Below are 21,327 nucleotides of genomic sequence, written 5' to 3' on the forward strand. Positions count from 1 at the left end.
AATCAGGAGACTTGTATGAGTGGTGAAGATTGCCTGAACAAAAATTAATGGAGACGTGTCCGAGTGGTTGAAGGAGCACGCCTGGAAAGTGTGTATATGGGAAACTGTATCGCGAGTTCGAATCTCGCCGTCTCCGCAAAAGGGACAAACGATGTTAATCATCTGTTTGTCCCTTTTTTATTTCATAAATATCGGGCCATAGGCTGAGCGCCGTGTGGAACCCCAACATCCCATGTAATCTTCTGCAGTGTCCTATCCTAATTTATAAATTGTTACCCGGAAATTACCAGGTTGCAAATGGTGCCCTTACCCATGTATCGGTTGCTATACAAACGTAAACATAAGTAGAAGTAACACGTATTTCGCCTACTGCACCGATATCACTGGCCGATGCAGGCGCTGTTGTGTTTATAACAGATGAAGTGCCGTTTGCGTCTGGCAGGATAATTGCCCGATCGGCTGTTAAGTAAGGCGTATTAAATACTGCGCCGTATCCACCACTTGAAACCTTAACCCCAGGCGCCGCATACAAACTCAACGGTCCCATACCGGGAGTGCCTTTTACCGTGCCTAAAACCGTAATGTCACCCTGATAATCAACTGTCAATTGTGGCGTTCCGTTATTTTCTAATAGAAATGTATTGCCACCTGTTATCGGCCCGATACCAGTGGTGTTCGCTGCATTTAGCCCTATTGCCGCATTAGAGTAAGTGTCTGAACCTTGCGCTTTAATGCTGAGCCCGGTTGTAGAACCATTAGTATTTATTTGAGCTACTATATTTGTATTCTTTTGTAATGTTATTAAATTGCCGGTGGAATTTTGGTTTTGTTGGTTGACAGTTAAGGCAGCATTCCCATCTGCAATATTTCTTGAAATGATAGTGCCAATAACATTTGTATTTACTTTGGAATTATTAGTTCCTCCATAATACGAAATGCCAGGACCATAATAATAGCCATTAGGCATAATTCTACTTTCTACGTTATTGAATGTTAAGAAATTAATACTCTTATTATCCTTAGTTCCTATAACCATATCTGAACCAAAAGTATTACCTCCCTGTAAAATGATTTTTGACTTATCATCTGCACTCATTAATCCTGCATTTGTTGTTGTTGCAGATGGCAATGTAACGCCGGAACCTCCGGTATTATCAATAGTTTGACTCATGTTGGTAACAGCACCTAAACTTAAATCGACTGACATAATTTGTTGGTTTTTTTAGTTAAAAAATAAAAATTGAATTGATTACTCAAATTTACCAAAGCATACGGCCTAATGCAAAAACCGGTGCAAGGTGTGCACAGGTTTTTAATTATAATTATCTCATATCAGCGCACGAACTCTTTCGTTGAGGTCAATCCTTCATGTGTCAAACTAAGAAGACAAGAGGGTTGCCCATTCTATTGTGTAATAGCTAACGGCTACCCAAGACAGAAATACATTTAAATAAAACATCCCAGCTGATTAGGGCTGGGATGTTCTGGTCAATTTAGTTGGCACTTAGATTAACTACATCTGTTTCAAAGCAATAAATTCTGATACTAAACTTTATAGGAAAATGTAGCGAACACCCCTGCTATAGTGTCAACTGCAAAAAAGTTAATCGCCGCACCATTTAATCCGAAATACGCGGTAACATATGCTCCTTCATTCGTAGTAGTTGCCCCCGAAACATTACTGCCTGAAACGGTTCCTCTAATTTCGTCTATGCTTGTCACTGTAATCGGGTATGGTAAATCAATTATGATGCCGTTTTGTCCAGTAGCTGTAAGGTTGCAATCAATTCTTCCATTTACAGTAACAATATCATTTATTTTCGTGTATGTGAATTCATTTGCTGTAAATGTACCTCCGGTTGAAGCTAAAATCGTCGGCGTATATGTACCTGAAGTAACTTCTGTTGCCGCGCTTAAAGCTCCTGTGCTATCAGCTGTAACCATTCTTGTTCCTGTTCCGGATAGATTAGGGATTGTAACTACTCCCTGATAATCAACCGTCAATTGTGGGGTAGTATTATTTTCCAACTGGAATATATTGCCTGCGGTAACAGGACCGTCACTGTCTACATTAACTGCTCTCAAAACAATCCCTGCACGTCCATAAGAAGTCGCTCCTTGACCTTGTATTAAAATTCCCCAAGGAAACGCGCCTTTAGCTACTCCCCGAATAGTTGGAGCAAAATTAGAGGCTGCACCGGTACCGTTTTCCAATTTAATACTCCCTGCATTTTGACTAAAAGAAGCCAATATATTTGCGCCTGCAACTGTTCCGGCATTTACATCTAAAAGATAGTTAGGCTGAGTTAAACCTGGCCCAGCGAATAATCTTCCAAATGTTCCACTACCTGCGTTGTTAACAAACGCTCTTAAAGAACCGCCGAGTTGCCATCGTTGAATCGCTCCAGTTGAAGATGTATTTGCAAGATTAACATCTAGAGCCGGATTCCCATCAGCCACGTTTCTTGAAATAACAGTACCTGTGGTGCTTAAGTTAATTTGTGCATTATTTATAGAAACATCATTTATCAATGGAACGGTTATACCTATGTTGGCAGTCCTATGAACTGCCTTGGCTACACCATTCACCATTATGTTAACTACCTCATTATCAGTTGTACCAATTGTCATTGATGTTCCAAACGCATTACCACCTTGTAGAATGGCTTTATCTGCTTTTACCTTATCCGCAGCACTCATTAATCCAGCATCTGATGTTGTTGCAGATGGCAATGTAACGCCGGAACCTCCGGTATTATCAATAGTTTGACTCATGTTGGTAACAGCACCTAAACTTAAATCGACTGACATAATTTTGTTGATTTTTTGGTTAGAAAATAAAAACTGAATTGATTATTCAAATTTACCAACGCATACAGCCTAATGCAAAAACCTGTGCAAGATGTGCACAGGTTTTAAATACTATACTTATCTCATGTTGACAATCCAGACAATTAATAATTACCCGCACTTAAATACATTTAACGAATACAGCCCGGATAATAATCCGGGCTGTATTATAATCACATTTATGGCTACAGAATCTGATATTGGAATTGAATCATTACTCTTCCTGATGTGGAGCCTGAAGAAAAGCTTACTTGAGCAACATTGTTAACAGCGTCTGCTAATACATAATTGGGTGATGCTGCATTCAAATCGGTTCCTGTAACTACACCTACAAGATCTGTAGTATTCACAAATGTGGATGGTATTGGCATAGGAATTACGATAGTACTTGTACCGGCCGTAGCACCTGTGTAAGTAAGTAAGCCGGTTACCGTAACAATATTCCCAACCCTTATATAAGTAAAACCATCAGCGGAAGCGGTTCCTGTGGGAGCAATAGTAGCAGCAGGCGTATAAATACCTGAAGAAACCTCTGTTGCCGCACTTAAAGCTCCGAAACTGTCTGCTGTAACCATTCGTGTACCTGTCCCTGCAAGATTATTTACTTTAAGTACACCGCTACTACTCATAGATAATTGTTCATTTCCAGCTTTTTGTAAAATCAAAGTATTCCCTGTAGAACCTGCATTAGCTTGATTGACTGTTAAAGCAGCATTCCCATCTGCAATATTTCTTGAAATGATAGTGCCAAGAACATTTGTATTTACTTTGGAATTATTAGTTCCTCCATAATACGAAATGCCAGGACCATAATAATAGCCATTAGGCATAATTCTACTTTCTACGTTATTGAATGTTAAGAAATTAATGCTCTTATTATCCTTAGTTCCTATAACCATATCTGTACCAAAAGTATTACCTCCCTGTAAAATGATTTTTGACTTATCATCGGCACTCATTAATCCTGCATTTGTTGTTGTTGCAGATGGCAAAGATATTGGCGTTCCTAATGTACCATTGTCATTAATATTCAATGGTTGTGTTGTACTGGTAGCGGTACCTAATACTAAATCGACTGACATAATTTTGTTGGTTTTTTGGTTAGAAAATAAAAATTGAATTGATTATTCAAATTTACCAACGCATATAGCCTGATGCAAAAACCAGTGCAAGATGTGCACAGGTTTTTAATCATACTTATCTCGTGTCGGTGCACGAGCTAATTTATTTTCTTCTTTTATGCTTTATAATGCCGTATTGCCTACAGATACTGTAAAGCTATTGCTTCCACTTTTGTAGATGTATATCGTATAAGGGCCAACACCTTCTCCATCTGCTCCGATAGAGATTGCAGTACCATCGCCTATTGTTGTTGGCAGGTAATAAGTGCCGGTACTTGTATAGCCACCAAGAGACACTTTAATTTTAGTAAATCTTATAGCAAAATCAACGCTACCTGGCGCGGCAAGTGCTTTGGTTTGGCTAGCTTGGGCAAATTGCGGAGGATTTGGATCTGTAAGTGTAAGGCTAAGTGAAGTACTAACGCAGCCCTGAAAATTCGGGTTACACGCAACTCTCGTAAAAGTGTTTGTTTGAGCGCTTGCAATGTTAAAGCCCAACACTAATAGAAGGCCTGTTAATAACGACAATAATTTGGTCTTTTTCATTTTTTAAAGTTTAATAGTTAGGAATAGTCTACTTCAAAAATAGAGGGGCTGAAACTCTTTCCGGGTAAAAAACTCATAACCGTTCCGCTTTTCTTGTAAACGAAAACGCAACTAATCGGATTCTTGTAAAGGATGGTTATTTCCCTGTAAACGATAATTACAACTACGCTGACACACGAAAGGATTGATTCCGTAAAAAAAGTCCGTGCCCTTGCACGAACTTTTCATTTCTCTTCTTATCTACTACGCCGCTTCATTACCTTTACTTTCATCCGCTTCGCTGCCTGAATAACGGCTTACAGCATCGTTATACTGCTGGCCCAACATGCTCCATTCGTTTTCTACCTGCTGAAATTCCGGCACAATATAAGCGCCGTCTGCTACTGCAACGGCAAAACGGGCCTCGAAAATACTTTTGAGCTGACGGAAGACTATTGTTGTCTTGCCTATCAATTCATCAATAAGTCCCGGCTGATGCCCTGAAATGGCCTGTGTGCGTTTTACATACATCTCGTTGAAGGTAGTGTTGAGCGTCTTTATTTCGGCAAGCCAGTCTTGTAAATTTAGGGTCTGCAGGTGTACGAGCAATTCATTTTCAAAATCATTGATAATGGCATTGAACGTCGCCGTTTGTTGCTGGTAGCGCATTAATGTAATCCTTTCACCATGCCCTGCAATATTATCGGAAAGCATAAACGCAGCATTTCGCCATTCCGGGTAATAATGATTGCTGGCCCAGTTATCCAGTGTCAATTTAAATCCTGTAAAAATCAGGTCGCGCTGCCTGTCTATTGCTTCAATTTCGGGCGTAAGCTCGCTACCCACTATCGGCTGCCACGTAGCATTCAGTTCTTCCGTTAATGCTTTGAGGTTATTACGCTGGTTTGCAACAAGTAAATTATTAGCCTGTGTTGCGGTCAGAATTTCCAGTACGTTGTTCATGTACTGCACGAAGTCGCCCTGGCGGAACTTCTCTAAATTAGGAGTTGTTATCATTTTTAACAAAATTATTGGTTAACAATAAGTGATATTGATACATTATCAAATATCATGCCAAACTCATAATACCCACATAAAAATGTATTTTTCAAGAAATACATAAACTTCATAAGTAATTGACTATCAATATCACTCAGGTTGAGGGACGCTATCGGGAAGCCCCGATGAAGTGGCTCAGGATGAGGGGGACTTTCGGAACCTCCCGATGATATGGCTCAGGTTGGGGGATGCCATCGGAGTTGTCCGATGAAGTGGCTCAGAATGAGGGGAGACTTTCGGAACCTCCCGATGATATGGCTCAGGTTGAGGGATGCTATCTGAGTTGCCCGATGAAGTGGCTCAGAATGAGGGAAACTTTCGGAGCCTCCCGATGATATGGCTCAGGCTGAGGGATGCTATCGGAGTTGCCCGATGAAGTGGCTCAGAATGAGGAGAACTTTCGGAGCCTCCCGATGATATGGCTCAGGTTGAGGGATGGTATCGGGATTACCCGATGAAGAGAAAAGGAGGCTCTCCAACAGCCGCTATCGCTTCATCAGATTTTCCTCATAGATTTCTATCCACCGTTGCGGTGTTATTTTCGCTGCCAGCTCCCCAATCAAATCATAGGGAATATCATTCATCTTTTTAAAACGGATGCAGCCTTTACCCATATCCAGTTTGGTTTTGCAATGTTTGGGATATTCTGCCGTAAACCAGTCCAGCAAATCCTTGCTGCCGTAAATACCCAGATGGTGCAACGCAATGAAATTCTTTTGCGATGCTATATTCATAAATGGCAAAGGCGCTTTAGGATTGCAATGATAACCCGCAGGATATAACGCATGCGGCACTACATAGCCTATCATGCCATAGGCCATTACTTCTTCAAACCCTTTAGGCAAATGCTTCAGCAATACTTTTCTTATTGCTGTTATCGCTTCCCTGCGCTCCTCCGGCAGTTCGGCTACATAGGCTTCCACGGTTGCTGCTTTCGACTGCATAGTGTTATTGATTTTTCCTTGCCGACAAATTAATAAAAAATAAAAGACACTCGCAAGATTTCGCTTTAAATGCGGAAATATAAATGTTAGCGGCTAAATTTGTTTGTAAGATGCATTCATTAAGCTTGCTTATTATCTTTGCGTCCTGTTTATTCAAAATAAAATTTTACAAACTGTTTATTCTTTTTCTCCGATGAAAATTACGGAACACATTGCTCAGGCTAAAGAAACCCTGATTTCTTTTGAAATTTTGCCCCCGGTAAAAGGCAAAAGTATTGACAACATTTTCAGCAATCTTGATCCATTGATGGAATTCAAGCCCAGCTTCATCAATGTTACTTATCACCGCGCCGAACAGATTTTCAAGAAACGCGAAGACGGCACTTTTAACCGTGTTGAAATACGCAAGCGCCCAGGAACGGTTGGTATCTGTGCGGCATTGATGAACCGCTACCGTGTGGATGCCGTACCCCACCTTATTTGCGGCGGTTTTGCCAAAGAAGAAACCGAGAATGCATTGATTGATTTGCATTACCTGGGGGTTGATAACGTACTGGCTTTAAGAGGCGATTCTCCCGCCAATGAAAAATTCTTCTCCGCACATCCGCAAGGTCACCGGTATGCGGTTGAGTTGGTGGATCAGGTGGTGAAACTGAATAAGGGCAAATATCTTGAGGAAGACATTGTGGATGCAGGAAAAACTGATTTCTGCATTGGCGTAGCCGGTTATCCCGAAAAGCATTTCGAGGCGGCAAACATGGAGCTGGATTTGCATTTCCTGCAACAAAAGATTGAAGCCGGCGCTAATTACATTACTACGCAGATGTTTTTCGACAACAAAAAATATACTTCCTATGTAGAAAAATGCCGCGAAGCAAATATTCATGTCCCCGTTATCCCGGGCCTGAAACCCATTACAAGCAAACGTCAGCTAAGTATTTTACCAAGTATTTTCCATGTCGACATTCCGCACGAACTGGCAATTGAAATGCTGAAATGCAAGACAGACGAGGCATGCGAGCAGGTAGGCACGGAATGGCTCATTGCACAATGCCGCGAGTTACTGGCACAAAAAGTTCCTGTGTTGCATTTCTATACCTTAGGAAAACCCAACGTTATTTATAATGTGGTTAAAGCCATCTTATAATTATCATCCTTTTCCGATTTTGAATTACCTTTGCCTCCGATGAGAAAGACAGGAATTTTATTAATCGTTTTACTGGCAGCCACGCAATATGCAATGGCGCAAGGTTGTGTTACCTGCACCAATACCGCTGCCAACCTGGGCAATTCAAGCGCACAGGGCCTTAACGCAGGCATCATTTATCTTGCCGCCCTGCCGTTATTATTTTTGGGAACAGTAGGTTTTATCTGGTATAAAAGGAATAAAGCTGCCTAACCCGGACAGCATTTTATTTAAAATCATATAGCTGATGCATTCAACTGCATCAGCTTTTTTATTGCTGCTATCTTTTCAGTATTTTCGTTTCCTTAATAACAAACGTGCGTTCGACAAAACTGCAAAGCATACAAAGAGCCGCAAAGAAACTATATTGACGCTTTGAACTTTGCGTCCTATGCGGCAGGAACTCATTTTAACCAAAAAAACACGCCTATATGAAAAGCCTCAGGATATTATTGCTACTGCTGTCTGCTACAATAATGCATAATGCATCTGCAAAAACGATAGACATAACCCTGACGGAGGCTATCCAACAGAACCTTGTGACGGTTACAAGCCTTTCCAGCGGGCAATCCTATAATGAAAACGGCCTTAGTATCAAGATAGAAAATAAAGGAAAAAAGGCCCTGAATATTACCATTGACCCCGCGCTTGTATTTGCGCCGGAAGATACCAGCTATCAGGATTTGATAGTAGCGGGCGATGTAAAAAGCGTTATTGCCCCATCAGAAAACAAAAGCATTACACTTCAGACTTATTGTGGCAAAAGCTATGCTCACGGACCCGGCAAAGATTTGATCTATCATTTCAAAAAACAGGCCGACAGCCTTATGATAAAGATGCTGACATTTGCCAAAAGAAGAAACATCAATGCAGAGCTTACACAGAAAGCTGTCTGGGTATTAACCAACCACCATAGTCTGAACGACATTTACGACCCTTCAAACGATATAGCGTCAAAGGAACTTGTGCAGTTTATGAGCAGATTGCTTAGTTTGGGAATGCCAGATTATTTCAATTACTATGTATTGAATAAAACGCCCGAAGAAACAGTCGTTCCAAAGAAAGCCCTTAGGATTTATGCTTTGTTTAAATGGGAAATGAAAGAAGATGACAAGCTTTCTTTAGGCGTTTATGATGAAAAAGGGGGCGTAACCCAACAGATATTTGAAGGACAACTTTTTAAAGTAGGCGGGTATGAATTGAATGCAAAGTTTGAATCTTCCAATGAACCTGCCGGCGTGTATTACATAAGGCTATCTTCCGGTAAAGGCGTAATAAAGGAAACAAAAGTTATAGTTGAATAGAGCCTGATATAAGGGCCAATAAAATAGCGATGGTTTTCAACCCATCGCTATTTTATTTATAATTTCTCAAATATCATAATCAGCCGTGGCGACGTATTTTCATCAAACGGATTCAGATTATAATCGCCAAAATGCTCTTTCAGCTTCAGTCCTTCCTTTGCAAATAATGTTTCAAAATCTTTCAGGACAAATGCCGAAACCCTTTCCTGATAATAATGTTCCAACCCTTCTTCATCCTTCACCGCTATCTTCTTGATTATTTTGCCTGAATCAACATAGCGCCTGACATGGAAAGTGAAGTCACCTTTCTGAATCACCTCCTCAGGTACCAATCCCTGTTCCACAAATTGTTCGTTAAAATAATCCACCACAAGCGTACCGCCGTGTTTCAGGCAGGAGGCAAAAGCATGCGCAGCCATGTGGTTATCCCTTGCGGTATCAAAATAACCGAAACTGGTAAAGAAATTGAATGCGTAATCAAAGTAGTTGATATGAAACGGGAAACGCATATCATGCACGTAAAAGCTCAGGTTGTCCTGTTCCAGTTCCTTAGCCTTCTCGATGCGTTGCTCCGATAAATCCAGGCCGGTAACCTGATGACCGTAACTTGCCAGCTGATCGGCAAAACGGCCTTCGCCGCAGGCAATATCAACAAGTTTGCTATTAGCCGGAATCTTTAAATAGTCAACAAGGTTTTTCACAAACACACTTGCCTCTTCTACATCCCTGTTGTCATAAAGAATAGGATAAAACCTGGAGTCGAACCAATTTTCGAACCACTCTTTTTGTGCTGCCATATTGAAATCTGAAAAAGAAGGCAAAGGTAACCCAAATTACGGTCTGTTAAGCAATGCATAAGAACGGAAGATATGCTGTGCTGATAATTAATATTGTAAACTAATGTAAGTTCATCCTGCACGTCCTCACCGACCGGAATAAAGATCAAAAAGCGGCAGTGATTGATTTTTATGGAGCGGAAGGGCCTCCGAAGTTTTATACACAGGCACCGTGTTAACTAAACCAAGGATATCTATTTATTAAAATATTTATTATGCAAATAAACTCCATATTACGATTTCTCTCATTTTCCGTTATTTTCGCGATCAATTTAACCAATAGTATCTGATGTCTTTAATTAAATCTATCTCAGGAATTCGTGGAACAATAGGCGGCAACCCAGGCCAGGGCCTTACTCCCATTGATATTGTAAAATTTACTGCTGCTTACGGCACTTTAATGTTAGCCGAAAATAAGGGAAAGAAAATTGTTGTAGGCCGCGACGGGCGCATATCAGGCGCTATGGTGCGCAGCCTGGTTACCGCAACGCTTCAGGGGCTTGGTTTCGAGGTAATCGACCTTGGATTAAGCACTACCCCTACTGTTGAAATGGCTGTGACTATGGCGGAAGCTGCGGGCGGCATTATCCTTACAGCAAGCCATAACCCTAAAGAATGGAATGCATTGAAATTGCTGAACCATGAAGGCGAATTTATAAGCGCGGAAATAGGCGCACAGGTGCTGGAATTAGCAGAATCAGGCAATATCCCTTTTGCAGAAATCAATAAACTGGGAACCATTACGGAAGATGAAAGCTTCATGCAGAAACATATTGACGCTATTCTGGCACACCCTTTGGTTGATGCGGAAGCAGTCAGAGCAAAGGGTTACAAGGTTATCGTAGATGCCGTTAATTCAACAGGCGCTACTTTTGTACCTGCTATATTGAATGCTTTAGGTGTTGAAAATATCACTGTATTGAATAAAGAAGTTACCGGAAATTTCGCTCACAATCCCGAACCACTACCCGAGAACCTTCGTGAATTGTGCAATGAAGTAGCTAAGAAAAATGCAGATTTAGGCATTGCAGTTGATCCTGACGTGGACAGGCTTTGCTTTGTTTGCGAAGACGGCACGCCCTTTGGCGAGGAATACACTTTGGTGGCTGTAGCTGACTATATCTTAAGCAAACAAAAAGGCAATACCGTTTCCAACTTATCTTCTACAAGAGCATTGAGGGATGTCACCGAAAAGCACGGCGGCGAATATTTCGGCAGCGCTGTAGGCGAAGTGAACGTAGTGAAGAAAATGAAAGAAGTCAATGCCGTAATAGGCGGCGAAGGCAATGGCGGCATCATCGATCCTCAATTGCATTATGGCCGTGACGCTTTGGTAGGTATAGCGTTGTTCCTTACACATCTTGCAAAATCAGGCAAAGGCATCGGTGCATTACGCAATACTTACCCTGATTATTTCATTTCAAAAAACAAAATTGAATTGAATGAAGACATTGATGTTAAAATGATTTTTGAGAAGATTCAGAAAAAATACAAGAAGCAACCTATTAATACCGAAGATGGCCTGAAGATTGAATTTGATAAAGATTGGGTTCACTTACGTACTTCCAATACAGAACCTATTATCCGTATCTACTCTGAAAGCAATACAGAAACAACAGCAAATAATATAGCCAAACGTATTATGGCGGATATAAAAGAAATGATGCAGGAGCGTGTTTAATTTCTTTAAGAAACATTAAGCAATCTGTTTTATTGTTCCATCCGAATTATACCTAATTTTGCAACCCTCATTCATCTGCAATGAGGGTTTTCATTTTTACTTTTCTTAATTTTTAATTACCGATGAAAGTAGCTGTAGTAGGCGCAACCGGACTTGTGGGTAGCACCATGTTACGTACCCTTGAAGAAAGAAATTTTCCTGTAACCGAACTGATACCCGTGGCCTCTGAAAGGTCGAAGGGCAAAATGGTTTCTTTTAAGGGCAAGGAATATGCTGTAGTTACATTGCAGGAAGCGGTCGATATGCGTCCTGACATCGCGTTGTTTTCGGCAGGCGGCAGCACTTCACTCGAATGGGCTGAGGCCTTTGCTGCGGTCGGCACTTATGTGATTGACAATTCATCGGCATGGCGCATGCATCCCGAAAAGAAACTTGTAGTACCTGAGGTAAATGCAGGCACATTGAATAAAGAAGATAAAGTTATTGCCAACCCTAACTGTTCTACTATTCAGATGGTAGTAGTACTGAAACCTCTGCACGATAAATACAAAATCAAACGGGTTGTAGTAAGCACTTATCAAAGCGTTACCGGCAGCGGGCAGAAAGGCGTTGACCATCTTTTATCTGAAAGGAATAATGAAACGCCAAAGCAGTTCTATCCACATACTATCGATTTAAATGTATTGCCACATATCGACGTGTTTCAGGACAATGGTTATACCAAGGAAGAAATGAAAATGATACAGGAAACACAAAAAATTATGGGCGATGATTCTATCCGTGTTTCAGCTACAACCGTTCGCGTACCTGTAATGGGCGGTCACAGCGAAAGTGTGAATATTGAATTCGAACATGATTTTGACCTGAATGAGTTAAGGGCATTGTTGGAAAATGCACCCGGCATCATAGTGCAGGATGACCCTAAAAACAATATTTACCCGATGCCGCTTCATGCATTTGGCAAAGACGAGGTTTTTGTGGGCCGCTTGCGTAAAGATTTTTCTCAGGACAAAACGCTGAACTGCTGGATTGTAGCCGATAACCTTCGTAAAGGGGCTGCTACCAACGCTGTTCAGATTGCAGAATATATTGCTGCGCAAAAATGGATATAACTTTAAGATAAAGGAGAATAACTAATTTAGAGTTGCCGCTTTTAAAAAGCCGGCAACTTTTTTTCATTACATCAATTAATTTTTTTATGCCGACATCTATCAACTACATTGAATTTTATTGCAAAGACATACAAGCTATTAAATCCTTTTACAGTAAAGCTTTCGACTGGAAATTTACAGATTACGGTCCTGAATATGCTGCATTTAACGACGGTGTGTTATCCGGCGGCTTCGACCAGATTGCCGATATGCCTGAAGCAGCAAACCCCTTGGTTGTGCTGTATTCCGATGCATTGGAAGCATGCCTGGAAAAAGTTAAAGCTTCCGGAGGCACCATTGTTAAGGAAATATATGCGTTCCCCGGCGGCCGGAGATTTCATTTTAAAGACCCAAGTGGAAATGTATTGGCTGTCTGGAGCGAATAAGTCAGACAAATGGCATTTCTTAGTAAATTGCAGCGCATTTCAGAATGCAAACTTTCCAAAACAGAGTTGCCACAGGCAACTAACTTAACAAAATTGCCCATTAAATGAGCACAAATACGATTAAACCATTTCTTCGCCTGAGTGGCTTAGAACCTTTGGTAGTAAGGCCTGAAACAAATTTTGTAAACGTTGGCGAACGTACCAACGTAACAGGTTCCAAAAAATTTGCACGCCTCATTCGCGAGGAAAAATACGAAGAAGCATTAAGCGTTGCCCGTCAGCAAGTGGAAAGCGGCGCACAGGTATTGGACATCAACATGGACGATGCCTTACTGGATGGTGTTTATGCCATGACCACTTTTGTGAACCTGGTTCAAAGCGAACCCGACATTGCACGTATTCCTATCATGCTGGATTCTTCCAAGTTTGAAATTATTCAGGCGGGATTGAAATGCATTCAGGGTAAATGTATCGTGAATTCTATTTCGATGAAGGAAGGCGAAGCTAAGTTCATCAAGGAGGCCAAAATCTGTAAATCCTTTGGTGCTGCGGTTATTGTTATGGCATTTGACGAAGTAGGACAGGCAGATACCAAAGACCGGAAGATAGAAATCTGTCACCGGGCTTATAAAATACTTACAGAACAGGTTGGCTTTCATCCGGAAGATATCATATTCGACCCCAACATTTTTGCAATAGCAACAGGTATTGAAGAACATAATAATTATGCCGTTGATTTCATCGAAGCAACCCGTGAGATTAAACGTCTGATGCCTTTGGTAAAAGTAAGTGGTGGTGTAAGTAACGTATCCTTTTCATTCAGAGGTAATGACCACGTACGTGAAGCCATTCACAGCGTGTTCTTATTGCATGCCATCCATGCAGGAATGGACATGGGAATTGTAAATGCAGGCCAGTTGGTAGTTTACGATGAAATAGAACCTCAGTTACGTCAGCTTTGCGAAGATGTGATCCTGAACCGCAACAATGATAACAATGAAGCGACGGAAGCATTAATTCAATTTGCAGAAACCGTAAAGGCCAAAGGAAAGGAAACCGTAAAAGATGAGACATGGAGAAAAACGACAGTGGAAGAAAGACTGAAACATGCGCTGGTGAACGGCATTACGGATTATATAGATGAAGATACCGAAGAGGCAAGACAAAAATATCCGAAACCTTTGCATGTTATTGAAGGTCCTTTGATGGCTGGCATGAATGTGGTGGGCGATTTATTTGGCAGCGGGAAAATGTTCTTGCCACAGGTGGTAAAGAGTGCAAGGGTTATGAAGAAAAGCGTTGCTTATCTGTTCCCTTTCATTGAGCAGGAAAAATTGGACAACCCATTGGCACAGCAAGGTGGTGCTGCAAAAGTGCTGCTTGCAACCGTTAAAGGCGATGTGCATGATATTGGTAAAAATATTGTGGGCGTGGTTTTGGGCTGTAATGGTTATGATATAATAGATTTGGGTGTGATGGTACCCGCAGATAAGATTTTGCAGGAAGCGGTAAATCATAATGTGGACATCATCGGATTGAGCGGATTGATTACACCTTCCCTGGATGAGATGGTGCATGTAGCTGCTGAAATGAAACGCAGGAATATGAAGCAACCTTTATTGATTGGTGGTGCTACAACGTCACGGATGCATACAGCTGTAAAGATTGCCCCCGGTTACGATGAAGGAGTGGTACACGTTTTGGATGCTTCGCGTAGTGTAACCGTTGCCGGACAATTGCTGAACAACGAAACGAAACCTGTTTTCCTTGAGGGCATCAAAGGTGAATATGAAAAGCTAAAAGAAGATTTCATAAACAAGCGTGCTGTAAAAGAATATGTTTCTTATAAAGTAGCAGCGGAAAATCGTATGAAAATTGACTGGGACAATTTTCAGCCTACAAAGCCACAATTTACCGGCACCAGGGTTTTCAGGGATTTTGATTTGAATGAAATCAGGAAGTATATAGACTGGACTCCGTTCTTTATTTCCTGGGAAATGAAGGGTAAATATCCCGCTATACTTCAGGATGAACACGCGGGCAAAGAAGCTACAAAATTATTCAACGACGTAAATGCTATGCTGGATAAAGTAATTGCAGAGAACTGGCTGCAGGCACATGGTACAGTTGGCTTCTGGAATGCTGCAGCTACGGCACCGGACACTATTATGTTATTTGACGAACAAGGCAATCCGATAGAGCATCTGGAAATGATGCGCCAGCAAATAAAGAAAGCGGCCAGCCAACCTAATTTTTCTCTGGCTGACTTTGTGAAGCCTCACCCCTCCCCAACCCTCCCCGAAGGAGAGAGTGCAAAGGCGGAAGATTATATGGGCGCTTTCGCTGTCAGCATTGCAGGTATCGAGCCTCATATCAAGCGCTATAACGAAGCATTGGATGATTATAACAAAATCATGTTACAAGCTCTGGCAGACAGATTGGTAGAAGCTTTTGCGGAATGCCTGCACATGAAAGTAAGAAAGGAGCTATGGGGCTATGCCAAAGATGAAAATCTATCACAGGAAGAGGTAATTAAAGAAACCTATCAGGGCATTCGTCCGGCGCCGGGCTATCCTGCCTGTCCCGACCATACGGAGAAGAATAAGTTGTTTAGCTTAATGAATGTAAAAGAAAATACGGGCATCGAATTAACAGAGTCACTTGCTATGTATCCTGCAGCCTCGGTTTGCGGCTGGTATTTTTCACATCCGCAAAGTGTATATTTCGGTGTAGGCAAGATTAATGAAGACCAGTTTGAGGATTATCTTTCAAGAAAAGACATGCCGGAAGCTGAATTGAGAAAATGGCTGATGCCGAATATGGAATAGCAATTTTAAAAAGACAAATTTCAAATCCCAATTGCCAAAATCAATTGGGATTTTATAAAACCAGTAAAGCTGTAATGATTCAAGTCGTAAAAATAACCAAAGCCGAAGACCTGCAAAAAGCATTCGCCATCCGCGACAAGGTATTTGTACAAGGGCAAAATGTACCTGCACATCTTGAACATGAGCACGATGACGTGGCGCATCACTTTTTGGCTATTCTGGATAATGAGCCCGTTGGGGCAGCGCGTTGGCGTAAAACAGAAAACGGCTATAAGCTGGAACGATTTGCCGTTTTGGACAAAGCAAGAGGCAGGGGTATTGCCAAAGCAATGATAGCTGCGGTTTTGAATGATATTCCCGAAGAAGCAAACTATATTTATCTGAATGCACAATTGGATGCAGTTCCTGTTTATGAGAAATCAGGCTTCGTAAAAGAAGGCCCGATGTTTGAAGAAGCAGGTATTCAACATTTTAAAATGGTACTGCAATCTTAAAGCCGCCGGCTTTTAAACTAATGACAATAAATGCTGATAATAAAACCGTTATGACTGATTTTGAATAATCCGGCATGTTATTATTGTAGTGCACACAACTCAATTTTGGCATTTGTTTAGCAAGAATCATGGGTATAACCCTAAAGAAATGATAAAGCCAAACATTCCCTTCCATCCGACGTTATTCTCGCATTCACTAAATTGAACATGATTATGAAAAAGTTATCAGCATTACTATTATTAGCGTCGGCTCCGGCTATGATTTTTGCACAAGGACGCTCTCCAATAAGATTTGGATTAAAAGCCGGTGGCAATTTATCTCACATGACCATTTCAGATAATAATGGAAACGCCTATGGTTCCGCCTCTTTTGGCTTAGGATATTATGCCGGCGGGTTAATGGAAATTTCAGGCCCTGCAGGTTCTAAATTTAAGGGACAAGTTGAGGCTTTGTACAATCGTCATAACTACAAAAACAATTACCTGTCCATCGGAAGCGCATCTATTGACCAAACTACCAAATTAGATCAGATTTCCGTTCCGGTCATGATTAAATACTTTGTCATTCCGTCTTTAAGTTTCAATCTTGGTGCAGCGGTTAATTTCAACATTGCAGGCAAGGCTAAAGTCGAATCAACTTTTGAAAATGTAACAACTACTTCTACTACTGATTTTAAAGATAACGACTATTTACAAACAGTTCAGGTAGGCGCGTTGGCGGGTGTAACGTATTATGTGTATAAAGGTCTTTTTGTGGACGGAAGGTATAATTATACTTTCGGTAAAATGTTAGATCAGAAAAACAATACGGATCCTGCTTATAAAAATGCAAGCGCCATTCAACTTGGTGTAGGATACAAATTTTAAACAACCCATTTTTATTAAAAGAAGAAGTCAGGATATATATCCTGACTTCTTCTTTTATCTATATTCTTGCACGCCAGGGAATCTCCTGGCCTTTGTTTTGAAAAACTATATACCTTGATAAAACAAAAAGAAAATCAGAAAGGCGATTTAAGTATTTCAGCACAATTTCAGCAACAAACTCTTCATTGTTCTGCATGTGTACGCATATACGCTCTGCCCTCCTGCAAACACATCTCGCCACATGCGCATGGCTTGCGGCAATATGCCCGCCGGGAAGTATAAATGATTTCATTGGCGGCAATACTTCATCCATTTCGTCAATCCTTTGTTCCAGCCATTCAATATCGCTTTCATGAAGATCCGGCAATTTCATCTTGGTATCTTTATGCGGATCAGTGGCAAGTGTAGCACCTACGGTAAATAGCCTGTCCTGAATTTCCAGTATCCAGGCATTAATAGCCGTACTTCCGAGCGAATCTGTCACAACACCTAACACAGAATTCAATTCATCCACGGTGCCGTAAGCATCAATCCGGATATGGTCTTTTGGAACACGGGTACCGCCAATTAATCCGGTACTCCCTTTGTCACCTGTTTTTGTATATACTTTGAAGGACATATTTTTAAGTAGTTAGTTGATAGTCGTTAGCGTAGCGTAAATAGTAAGTTTCGAATAGTATTTGAAAGTAAGTCCTGATGCTTCCTTCTAATTCATTTCATCTTTCTCTACGAGCCCATCCTTAATCCTAACAATCCGTTTGGCATGCTCCGCTATATCTTCCTCGTGGGTAACGAGAATAACCGTATTCCCCGCTGCCTGGATGCTGCTGAACAAATCCATGATTTCAATGGATGTTTTTGAATCAAGGTTACCCGTCGGTTCATCTGCCAGAATAATAGAAGGCTTGTTAATCAGGGCTCTTGCAATTGCCACACGCTGGCATTGACCGCCTGAAAGCTCATTGGGCTTATGATGGGAACGTTCTTCCAGTCCAACTTGCTTCAGCATATCGTGCGCCCTGTCATTTCTTTCATTCTTGGAAATGCCTGCATATATTAAAGGCATTGCTACGTTTTCCCAGGCTGTTAATCTTGGCATCAGGTTGAATTGCTGAAACACAAAACCAATTTCAGCATTGCGCACCTTCGCCAGTTCATCGTCTGCCATCCGGCTTACATCTTTTCCATTCAATGTATATCTGCCCGAAGTAGGTGAATCAAGGCAGCCCAATATATTCATCAATGTTGATTTGCCGGACCCTGAAGGACCCATTAAGGCCACATATTCATTTTTCAAAATAGACAGTTCAATCCCCTTCAATACCGGAACAGGGTCTTTACCCAGATAATAATTCTTTTTAATTTGCTCTAATCTTATTATTTGTTCCATATCCAAAATTGCTATGCTTGCTGCATTTGAAAAAATGATTGTTAGCAACAAAGTTCAAATTTATCAATAATTTGCAGCCCTATGAAATAAGATTTTATATCGGGTAAGTAATAAAAAGCATCCCATATAAATTAGTCATTCTTAATCAGCTACTACATGCTTCGTTTTCCCAATGCCAAAATAAATATAGGATTATCCATTACCGGAAAAAGAGAAGATGGATATCATAATCTTGAGACCGTTTTTTATCCTGTTGAAGTAAAGGATGCTTTGGAAATTATTGCTTCTGAAGAAACAAACATGCACCTCTCCGGTTTTCCTGTTGAGGGTAGTTCAGATAATAATCTTGTGTGGAAGGCTTATCAGGTTTTAGAAAGAGATTTTCCGGAGCTTGTAAAACCTTTGGAAATTTATCTGCATAAAGCCATTCCAATGGGAGCCGGATTGGGCGGCGGTTCTGCTGACGGCGCGTTTATGCTATCGATGCTGAATGATTTTTTCGGATTGAATATTCCATCTGATAAGCTGGAATCCTATGCCTTACAATTAGGGAGCGATTGTCCTTTTTTCATCCGCAATAAACCTGTTTTTGCAAAGGGTCGCGGTGAGATAATGGAGCCTGTTCCGCTCAGTCTTGATAATTACAGCATCCAATTAATCTGTCCTAAGCTGCACATCAGTACTGCAAATGCTTTTAAAGGGATTGTCCCAAAAACCGCTTCTTTTAATCTTAATGCAATAGAGGCATCAGATATTAAAGATTGGAAAAGTTATATCATCAATGATTTTGAAAGAACGTTATTCCCGCACTATCCTGTATTACAGCAAATAAAGCATCAGTTATACGAACAAGGGGCTATTTATGCTTCTTTGAGTGGTACAGGAGCTACGGTTTACGGTATATTTGAAAAGGGGAAAAGGGCTGAAATACAATCGGATATTCAATTTGACGAATTTTCTGAACGGTGATAGGCAATCAAAAAGAGGATTGAACAATGTTCAATCCTCTTTTTGCATTTAAAGCTAAAGATTATTATCTGATAACTTCCAGTTTTTTAGTTACTCTACCCTCTTCTGTATCTATAACAACATTATAAATACCTACAGCAAGACTTGAAATATTCATTTCATATTTTTCTGCATTTACCTTGCCATTCTCATAAACTTTTTGTCCCATAATATTGAAAACACTAAGCGAGTTGATTTTGATTTTTGCAGTATTTGAAATGGTTACTACAGATTTTGAAGGGTTAGGGAATACAGAAATTTCCTGTTGTAATCTTGAAACATTACCAATTCCTGTCGGAATACCTTGAGTTGAAATTCTTCTTACAGTTTGAATGCTTCCACAATCATTGCTTAGTGTCAGTGTCACATCATATTCTCCTGCAACTATATATTGATGAATAATCTGGCCAGGAATACCCGTTCCCGGCTGTGTTTGTCCATCACCGAAATTCCATAAATAAGTAGTGATATTCTGAGCTCCGATTGCATTGAAAGTATAACTGCCATCAGCATTATCAATCATAGCAATTGAATTAACCAACGGGTTGGGATAAGTTAAGACTGTAATGGTATCGTAATCAAAACATCCGTCCGTATTCTGAACTTTTACTGAATAAACACCTGCATTCGAAACACTCATTGTTTGTGTCAATGTAGCATTGTTCCAGATGTAAATCGGATTTTTAGGATGTGTTCCTGCATCAAGTGTAATAGAAGTTCCCTGACAAATGGTAGTATCGCGAGGAGCGATATGAACTTCAACGCCAAGAAGCGTGGTAATACTTTTACTTACGGAATCATCTGCATGATAAGTATCATTTACACCATTTGGAGATTCACCCCAAATTTTAAACACTTTTGTAGATGCATCTGAAAAGAAGAAGTTACCAAGAGTAACAGCTACACTATCATTTGTGTTCAACAAAGGCGTTGGTAAAGTAGCCGGTGTTTGAGCAACGCCGTCAACGGTCCATTTGATGTTAGCCGTATTTATTGCATTAGAACCATGATTGTAAACCATCACAGATACAGGCAATGTTACATTGGAACAAAAAGGTGTATCAGGAGGAGAAATAAGCGATCTTAAAGCGATATTATTAAGCGGCAATACTTTTACAGTATAATCTTCCGCTTCCCCCCATGTGTTATCACCGCAGGCCGGAGGTGCAGGAGATATGTATGCAGCTCTTATACGCATTCTAACGTTACCAAGACTTGTAGCAGCCGGAACTGTAATTGTTGTCGTTATAGAGTTAACATAAGAACTTATAGTATAAACGTTTTCTCCCGCATCAGCAAAATCACCGTCATAATTCCAATCACAAAATACGTTCCACATATAGGTGTATCCTGATGGACCAGCAGCACTTGTAAGCGTAAAAGTACCTCCTGGCAAAACAGTTACATACTGGCTGGTGTAATCAGCATAACCTCCCGCAGTAAAGGTAGTGCCCATATTCGAAATGTTGGCAGAACCTCCTGTTGTGCTAACATTTGTAATGTAATAAGAAGAAGTTGAATTATTGGTTGCAGCACAATATTGAGCATCAACCTGAGTGGTTGCCAACATTGCAATTCCTAACAAAGAAGCTACTTTTTTTGTCAGGTGCTTGCTTTTAAGTGTAAAGTTTTTCATCAATAAGATATTTTTTGGAATAATTACAAATCTAATCAACTAATGTCAAGAATGAAATATT

At 40.7% G+C, this 21,327-nt stretch carries 20 protein-coding genes and 1 tRNA gene; 11 read left to right on the forward strand and 10 right to left on the reverse strand.

Annotated features, from left to right (window positions below; translation table 11 throughout):
- Positions 1 to 49 precede the first annotated feature (49 nt).
- A tRNA-Ser gene (locus tag F0919_RS07080) sits at positions 50 to 136 on the forward strand.
- A gap of 147 nt (positions 137 to 283) precedes the next feature.
- Here F0919_RS07080 and F0919_RS07085 read toward each other — a convergent pair.
- From F0919_RS07085 to F0919_RS07110, 6 genes are all read right to left on the reverse strand, one after another.
- Positions 284 to 1,207: a hypothetical protein gene (locus tag F0919_RS07085; RefSeq protein ID WP_150032008.1), complete on the reverse strand. Its 924-nt coding sequence runs from the start codon at positions 1,205 to 1,207 to the stop codon at positions 284 to 286.
- A gap of 338 nt (positions 1,208 to 1,545) precedes the next feature.
- On the reverse strand, positions 1,546 to 2,811 hold the full coding sequence (locus tag F0919_RS07090) for a hypothetical protein (RefSeq protein WP_150032009.1): 1,266 nt from the start codon (positions 2,809 to 2,811) through the stop codon (positions 1,546 to 1,548).
- Positions 2,812 to 3,035: 224 nt separating this feature from the next.
- Complete coding sequence (locus tag F0919_RS07095) at positions 3,036 to 3,932, reverse strand: hypothetical protein (protein ID WP_150032010.1); 897 nt, start codon at positions 3,930 to 3,932, stop codon at positions 3,036 to 3,038.
- A gap of 162 nt (positions 3,933 to 4,094) precedes the next feature.
- Positions 4,095 to 4,517 carry a hypothetical protein gene (locus F0919_RS07100; protein WP_150032011.1) on the reverse strand — a complete coding sequence of 141 codons (423 nt, stop codon included), beginning with the start codon at positions 4,515 to 4,517 and terminating at the stop codon, positions 4,095 to 4,097.
- Between the two features lie 243 nt (positions 4,518 to 4,760).
- On the reverse strand, positions 4,761 to 5,513 hold the full coding sequence (locus F0919_RS07105) for a DUF6261 family protein (protein ID WP_150032012.1): 753 nt from the start codon (positions 5,511 to 5,513) through the stop codon (positions 4,761 to 4,763).
- A 527-nt stretch (positions 5,514 to 6,040) separates the two neighbouring features.
- A complete protein-coding gene (locus F0919_RS07110; RefSeq protein ID WP_150032013.1) occupies positions 6,041 to 6,499 on the reverse strand; it encodes a DUF1801 domain-containing protein in 459 nt (152 codons plus the stop codon).
- A gap of 193 nt (positions 6,500 to 6,692) precedes the next feature.
- Here F0919_RS07110 and metF point away from each other — a divergent pair, with 193 nt between their 5' ends.
- From metF to F0919_RS07125, 3 genes are all read left to right on the forward strand, one after another.
- Positions 6,693 to 7,646: a methylenetetrahydrofolate reductase [NAD(P)H] gene (gene metF / locus F0919_RS07115; RefSeq protein ID WP_150032014.1), complete on the forward strand. Its 954-nt coding sequence runs from the start codon at positions 6,693 to 6,695 to the stop codon at positions 7,644 to 7,646.
- 39 nt (positions 7,647 to 7,685) lie between these two features.
- Positions 7,686 to 7,898 (forward strand): hypothetical protein, encoded by a 213-nt coding sequence (locus F0919_RS07120; RefSeq protein WP_150032015.1) that lies wholly within the window; start codon positions 7,686 to 7,688, stop codon positions 7,896 to 7,898.
- A gap of 218 nt (positions 7,899 to 8,116) precedes the next feature.
- Entirely contained in the window at positions 8,117 to 8,989 is an 873-nt protein-coding gene (locus F0919_RS07125) for a hypothetical protein (RefSeq protein ID WP_150032016.1), read from the forward strand.
- 56 nt (positions 8,990 to 9,045) lie between these two features.
- Here F0919_RS07125 and F0919_RS07130 read toward each other — a convergent pair whose 3' ends face one another.
- Positions 9,046 to 9,786 (reverse strand): class I SAM-dependent methyltransferase, encoded by a 741-nt coding sequence (locus F0919_RS07130; RefSeq protein ID WP_150032017.1) that lies wholly within the window; start codon positions 9,784 to 9,786, stop codon positions 9,046 to 9,048.
- Positions 9,787 to 10,114: 328 nt separating this feature from the next.
- Here F0919_RS07130 and glmM point away from each other — a divergent pair, with 328 nt between their 5' ends.
- From glmM to F0919_RS07160, 6 genes are all read left to right on the forward strand, one after another.
- On the forward strand, positions 10,115 to 11,506 hold the full coding sequence (gene glmM, locus F0919_RS07135) for a phosphoglucosamine mutase (RefSeq protein ID WP_150032018.1): 1,392 nt from the start codon (positions 10,115 to 10,117) through the stop codon (positions 11,504 to 11,506).
- A gap of 122 nt (positions 11,507 to 11,628) precedes the next feature.
- A complete protein-coding gene (locus F0919_RS07140) occupies positions 11,629 to 12,618 on the forward strand; it encodes an aspartate-semialdehyde dehydrogenase (protein ID WP_150032019.1) in 990 nt (329 codons plus the stop codon).
- A gap of 86 nt (positions 12,619 to 12,704) precedes the next feature.
- Positions 12,705 to 13,043, forward strand: coding sequence for a VOC family protein (locus tag F0919_RS07145; protein WP_150032020.1), 339 nt, complete (start codon positions 12,705 to 12,707; stop codon positions 13,041 to 13,043).
- 104 nt (positions 13,044 to 13,147) lie between these two features.
- The gene (metH, locus tag F0919_RS07150; RefSeq protein ID WP_150032021.1) at positions 13,148 to 15,871 is read left to right on the forward strand and encodes a methionine synthase; all 2,724 of its coding nucleotides are present in this window, start codon (positions 13,148 to 13,150) and stop codon (positions 15,869 to 15,871) included.
- A gap of 74 nt (positions 15,872 to 15,945) precedes the next feature.
- Entirely contained in the window at positions 15,946 to 16,365 is a 420-nt protein-coding gene (locus F0919_RS07155; protein ID WP_150032022.1) for a GNAT family N-acetyltransferase, read from the forward strand.
- A 213-nt stretch (positions 16,366 to 16,578) separates the two neighbouring features.
- Positions 16,579 to 17,232, forward strand: a complete 654-nt coding sequence (locus F0919_RS07160; protein WP_190277299.1) for a porin family protein — start codon at positions 16,579 to 16,581, stop codon at positions 17,230 to 17,232.
- 58 nt (positions 17,233 to 17,290) lie between these two features.
- Here F0919_RS07160 and F0919_RS07165 read toward each other — a convergent pair whose 3' ends face one another.
- Together F0919_RS07165 and F0919_RS07170 are read right to left on the reverse strand one after the other, a co-directional pair.
- On the reverse strand, positions 17,291 to 17,851 hold the full coding sequence (locus F0919_RS07165) for a cob(I)yrinic acid a,c-diamide adenosyltransferase (RefSeq protein WP_150032024.1): 561 nt from the start codon (positions 17,849 to 17,851) through the stop codon (positions 17,291 to 17,293).
- Between the two features lie 87 nt (positions 17,852 to 17,938).
- Entirely contained in the window at positions 17,939 to 18,622 is a 684-nt protein-coding gene (locus F0919_RS07170; protein ID WP_150032025.1) for an ABC transporter ATP-binding protein, read from the reverse strand.
- Between the two features lie 156 nt (positions 18,623 to 18,778).
- On the opposite strand from F0919_RS07170, the gene ispE reads away from it, so the two are divergent.
- Complete coding sequence (ispE, locus tag F0919_RS07175; RefSeq protein WP_150032026.1) at positions 18,779 to 19,591, forward strand: 4-(cytidine 5'-diphospho)-2-C-methyl-D-erythritol kinase; 813 nt, start codon at positions 18,779 to 18,781, stop codon at positions 19,589 to 19,591.
- A gap of 64 nt (positions 19,592 to 19,655) precedes the next feature.
- Here the strand turns inward: ispE and F0919_RS07180 are convergent, their stop codons facing one another.
- On the reverse strand, positions 19,656 to 21,266 hold the full coding sequence (locus F0919_RS07180) for a GEVED domain-containing protein (RefSeq protein ID WP_150032027.1): 1,611 nt from the start codon (positions 21,264 to 21,266) through the stop codon (positions 19,656 to 19,658).
- Positions 21,267 to 21,327: the final 61 nt, after the last annotated feature.

Source organism: Taibaiella lutea (genome assembly GCF_008629695.1).
Taxonomy (GTDB): Bacteria; Bacteroidota; Bacteroidia; order Chitinophagales; family Chitinophagaceae; genus Taibaiella; species Taibaiella lutea.

What these genes read in the sequence shown, in the direction of transcription:
- F0919_RS07085 (WP_150032008.1), bottom strand. Translation starts at nt 1,207, where the DNA reads ATGTCAGTCGATTTAAGTTTAGGTGCTGTTACCAACATGAGTCAAACT.
- F0919_RS07090 (WP_150032009.1), bottom strand. Translation starts at nt 2,811, where the DNA reads ATGTCAGTCGATTTAAGTTTAGGTGCTGTTACCAACATGAGTCAAACT.
- F0919_RS07095 (WP_150032010.1), bottom strand. Translation starts at nt 3,932, where the DNA reads ATGTCAGTCGATTTAGTATTAGGTACCGCTACCAGTACAACACAACCA.
- F0919_RS07100 (WP_150032011.1), bottom strand. Translation starts at nt 4,517, where the DNA reads ATGAAAAAGACCAAATTATTGTCGTTATTAACAGGCCTTCTATTAGTG.
- F0919_RS07105 (WP_150032012.1), bottom strand. Translation starts at nt 5,513, where the DNA reads ATGATAACAACTCCTAATTTAGAGAAGTTCCGCCAGGGCGACTTCGTG.
- F0919_RS07110 (WP_150032013.1), bottom strand. Translation starts at nt 6,499, where the DNA reads ATGCAGTCGAAAGCAGCAACCGTGGAAGCCTATGTAGCCGAACTGCCG.
- metF (WP_150032014.1), top strand. Translation starts at nt 6,693, where the DNA reads ATGAAAATTACGGAACACATTGCTCAGGCTAAAGAAACCCTGATTTCT.
- F0919_RS07120 (WP_150032015.1), top strand. Translation starts at nt 7,686, where the DNA reads ATGAGAAAGACAGGAATTTTATTAATCGTTTTACTGGCAGCCACGCAA.
- F0919_RS07125 (WP_150032016.1), top strand. Translation starts at nt 8,117, where the DNA reads ATGAAAAGCCTCAGGATATTATTGCTACTGCTGTCTGCTACAATAATG.
- F0919_RS07130 (WP_150032017.1), bottom strand. Translation starts at nt 9,786, where the DNA reads ATGGCAGCACAAAAAGAGTGGTTCGAAAATTGGTTCGACTCCAGGTTT.
- glmM (WP_150032018.1), top strand. Translation starts at nt 10,115, where the DNA reads ATGTCTTTAATTAAATCTATCTCAGGAATTCGTGGAACAATAGGCGGC.
- F0919_RS07140 (WP_150032019.1), top strand. Translation starts at nt 11,629, where the DNA reads ATGAAAGTAGCTGTAGTAGGCGCAACCGGACTTGTGGGTAGCACCATG.
- F0919_RS07145 (WP_150032020.1), top strand. Translation starts at nt 12,705, where the DNA reads ATGCCGACATCTATCAACTACATTGAATTTTATTGCAAAGACATACAA.
- metH (WP_150032021.1), top strand. Translation starts at nt 13,148, where the DNA reads ATGAGCACAAATACGATTAAACCATTTCTTCGCCTGAGTGGCTTAGAA.
- F0919_RS07155 (WP_150032022.1), top strand. Translation starts at nt 15,946, where the DNA reads ATGATTCAAGTCGTAAAAATAACCAAAGCCGAAGACCTGCAAAAAGCA.
- F0919_RS07160 (WP_190277299.1), top strand. Translation starts at nt 16,579, where the DNA reads ATGAAAAAGTTATCAGCATTACTATTATTAGCGTCGGCTCCGGCTATG.
- F0919_RS07165 (WP_150032024.1), bottom strand. Translation starts at nt 17,851, where the DNA reads ATGTCCTTCAAAGTATATACAAAAACAGGTGACAAAGGGAGTACCGGA.
- F0919_RS07170 (WP_150032025.1), bottom strand. Translation starts at nt 18,622, where the DNA reads ATGGAACAAATAATAAGATTAGAGCAAATTAAAAAGAATTATTATCTG.
- ispE (WP_150032026.1), top strand. Translation starts at nt 18,779, where the DNA reads ATGCTTCGTTTTCCCAATGCCAAAATAAATATAGGATTATCCATTACC.
- F0919_RS07180 (WP_150032027.1), bottom strand. Translation starts at nt 21,266, where the DNA reads ATGAAAAACTTTACACTTAAAAGCAAGCACCTGACAAAAAAAGTAGCT.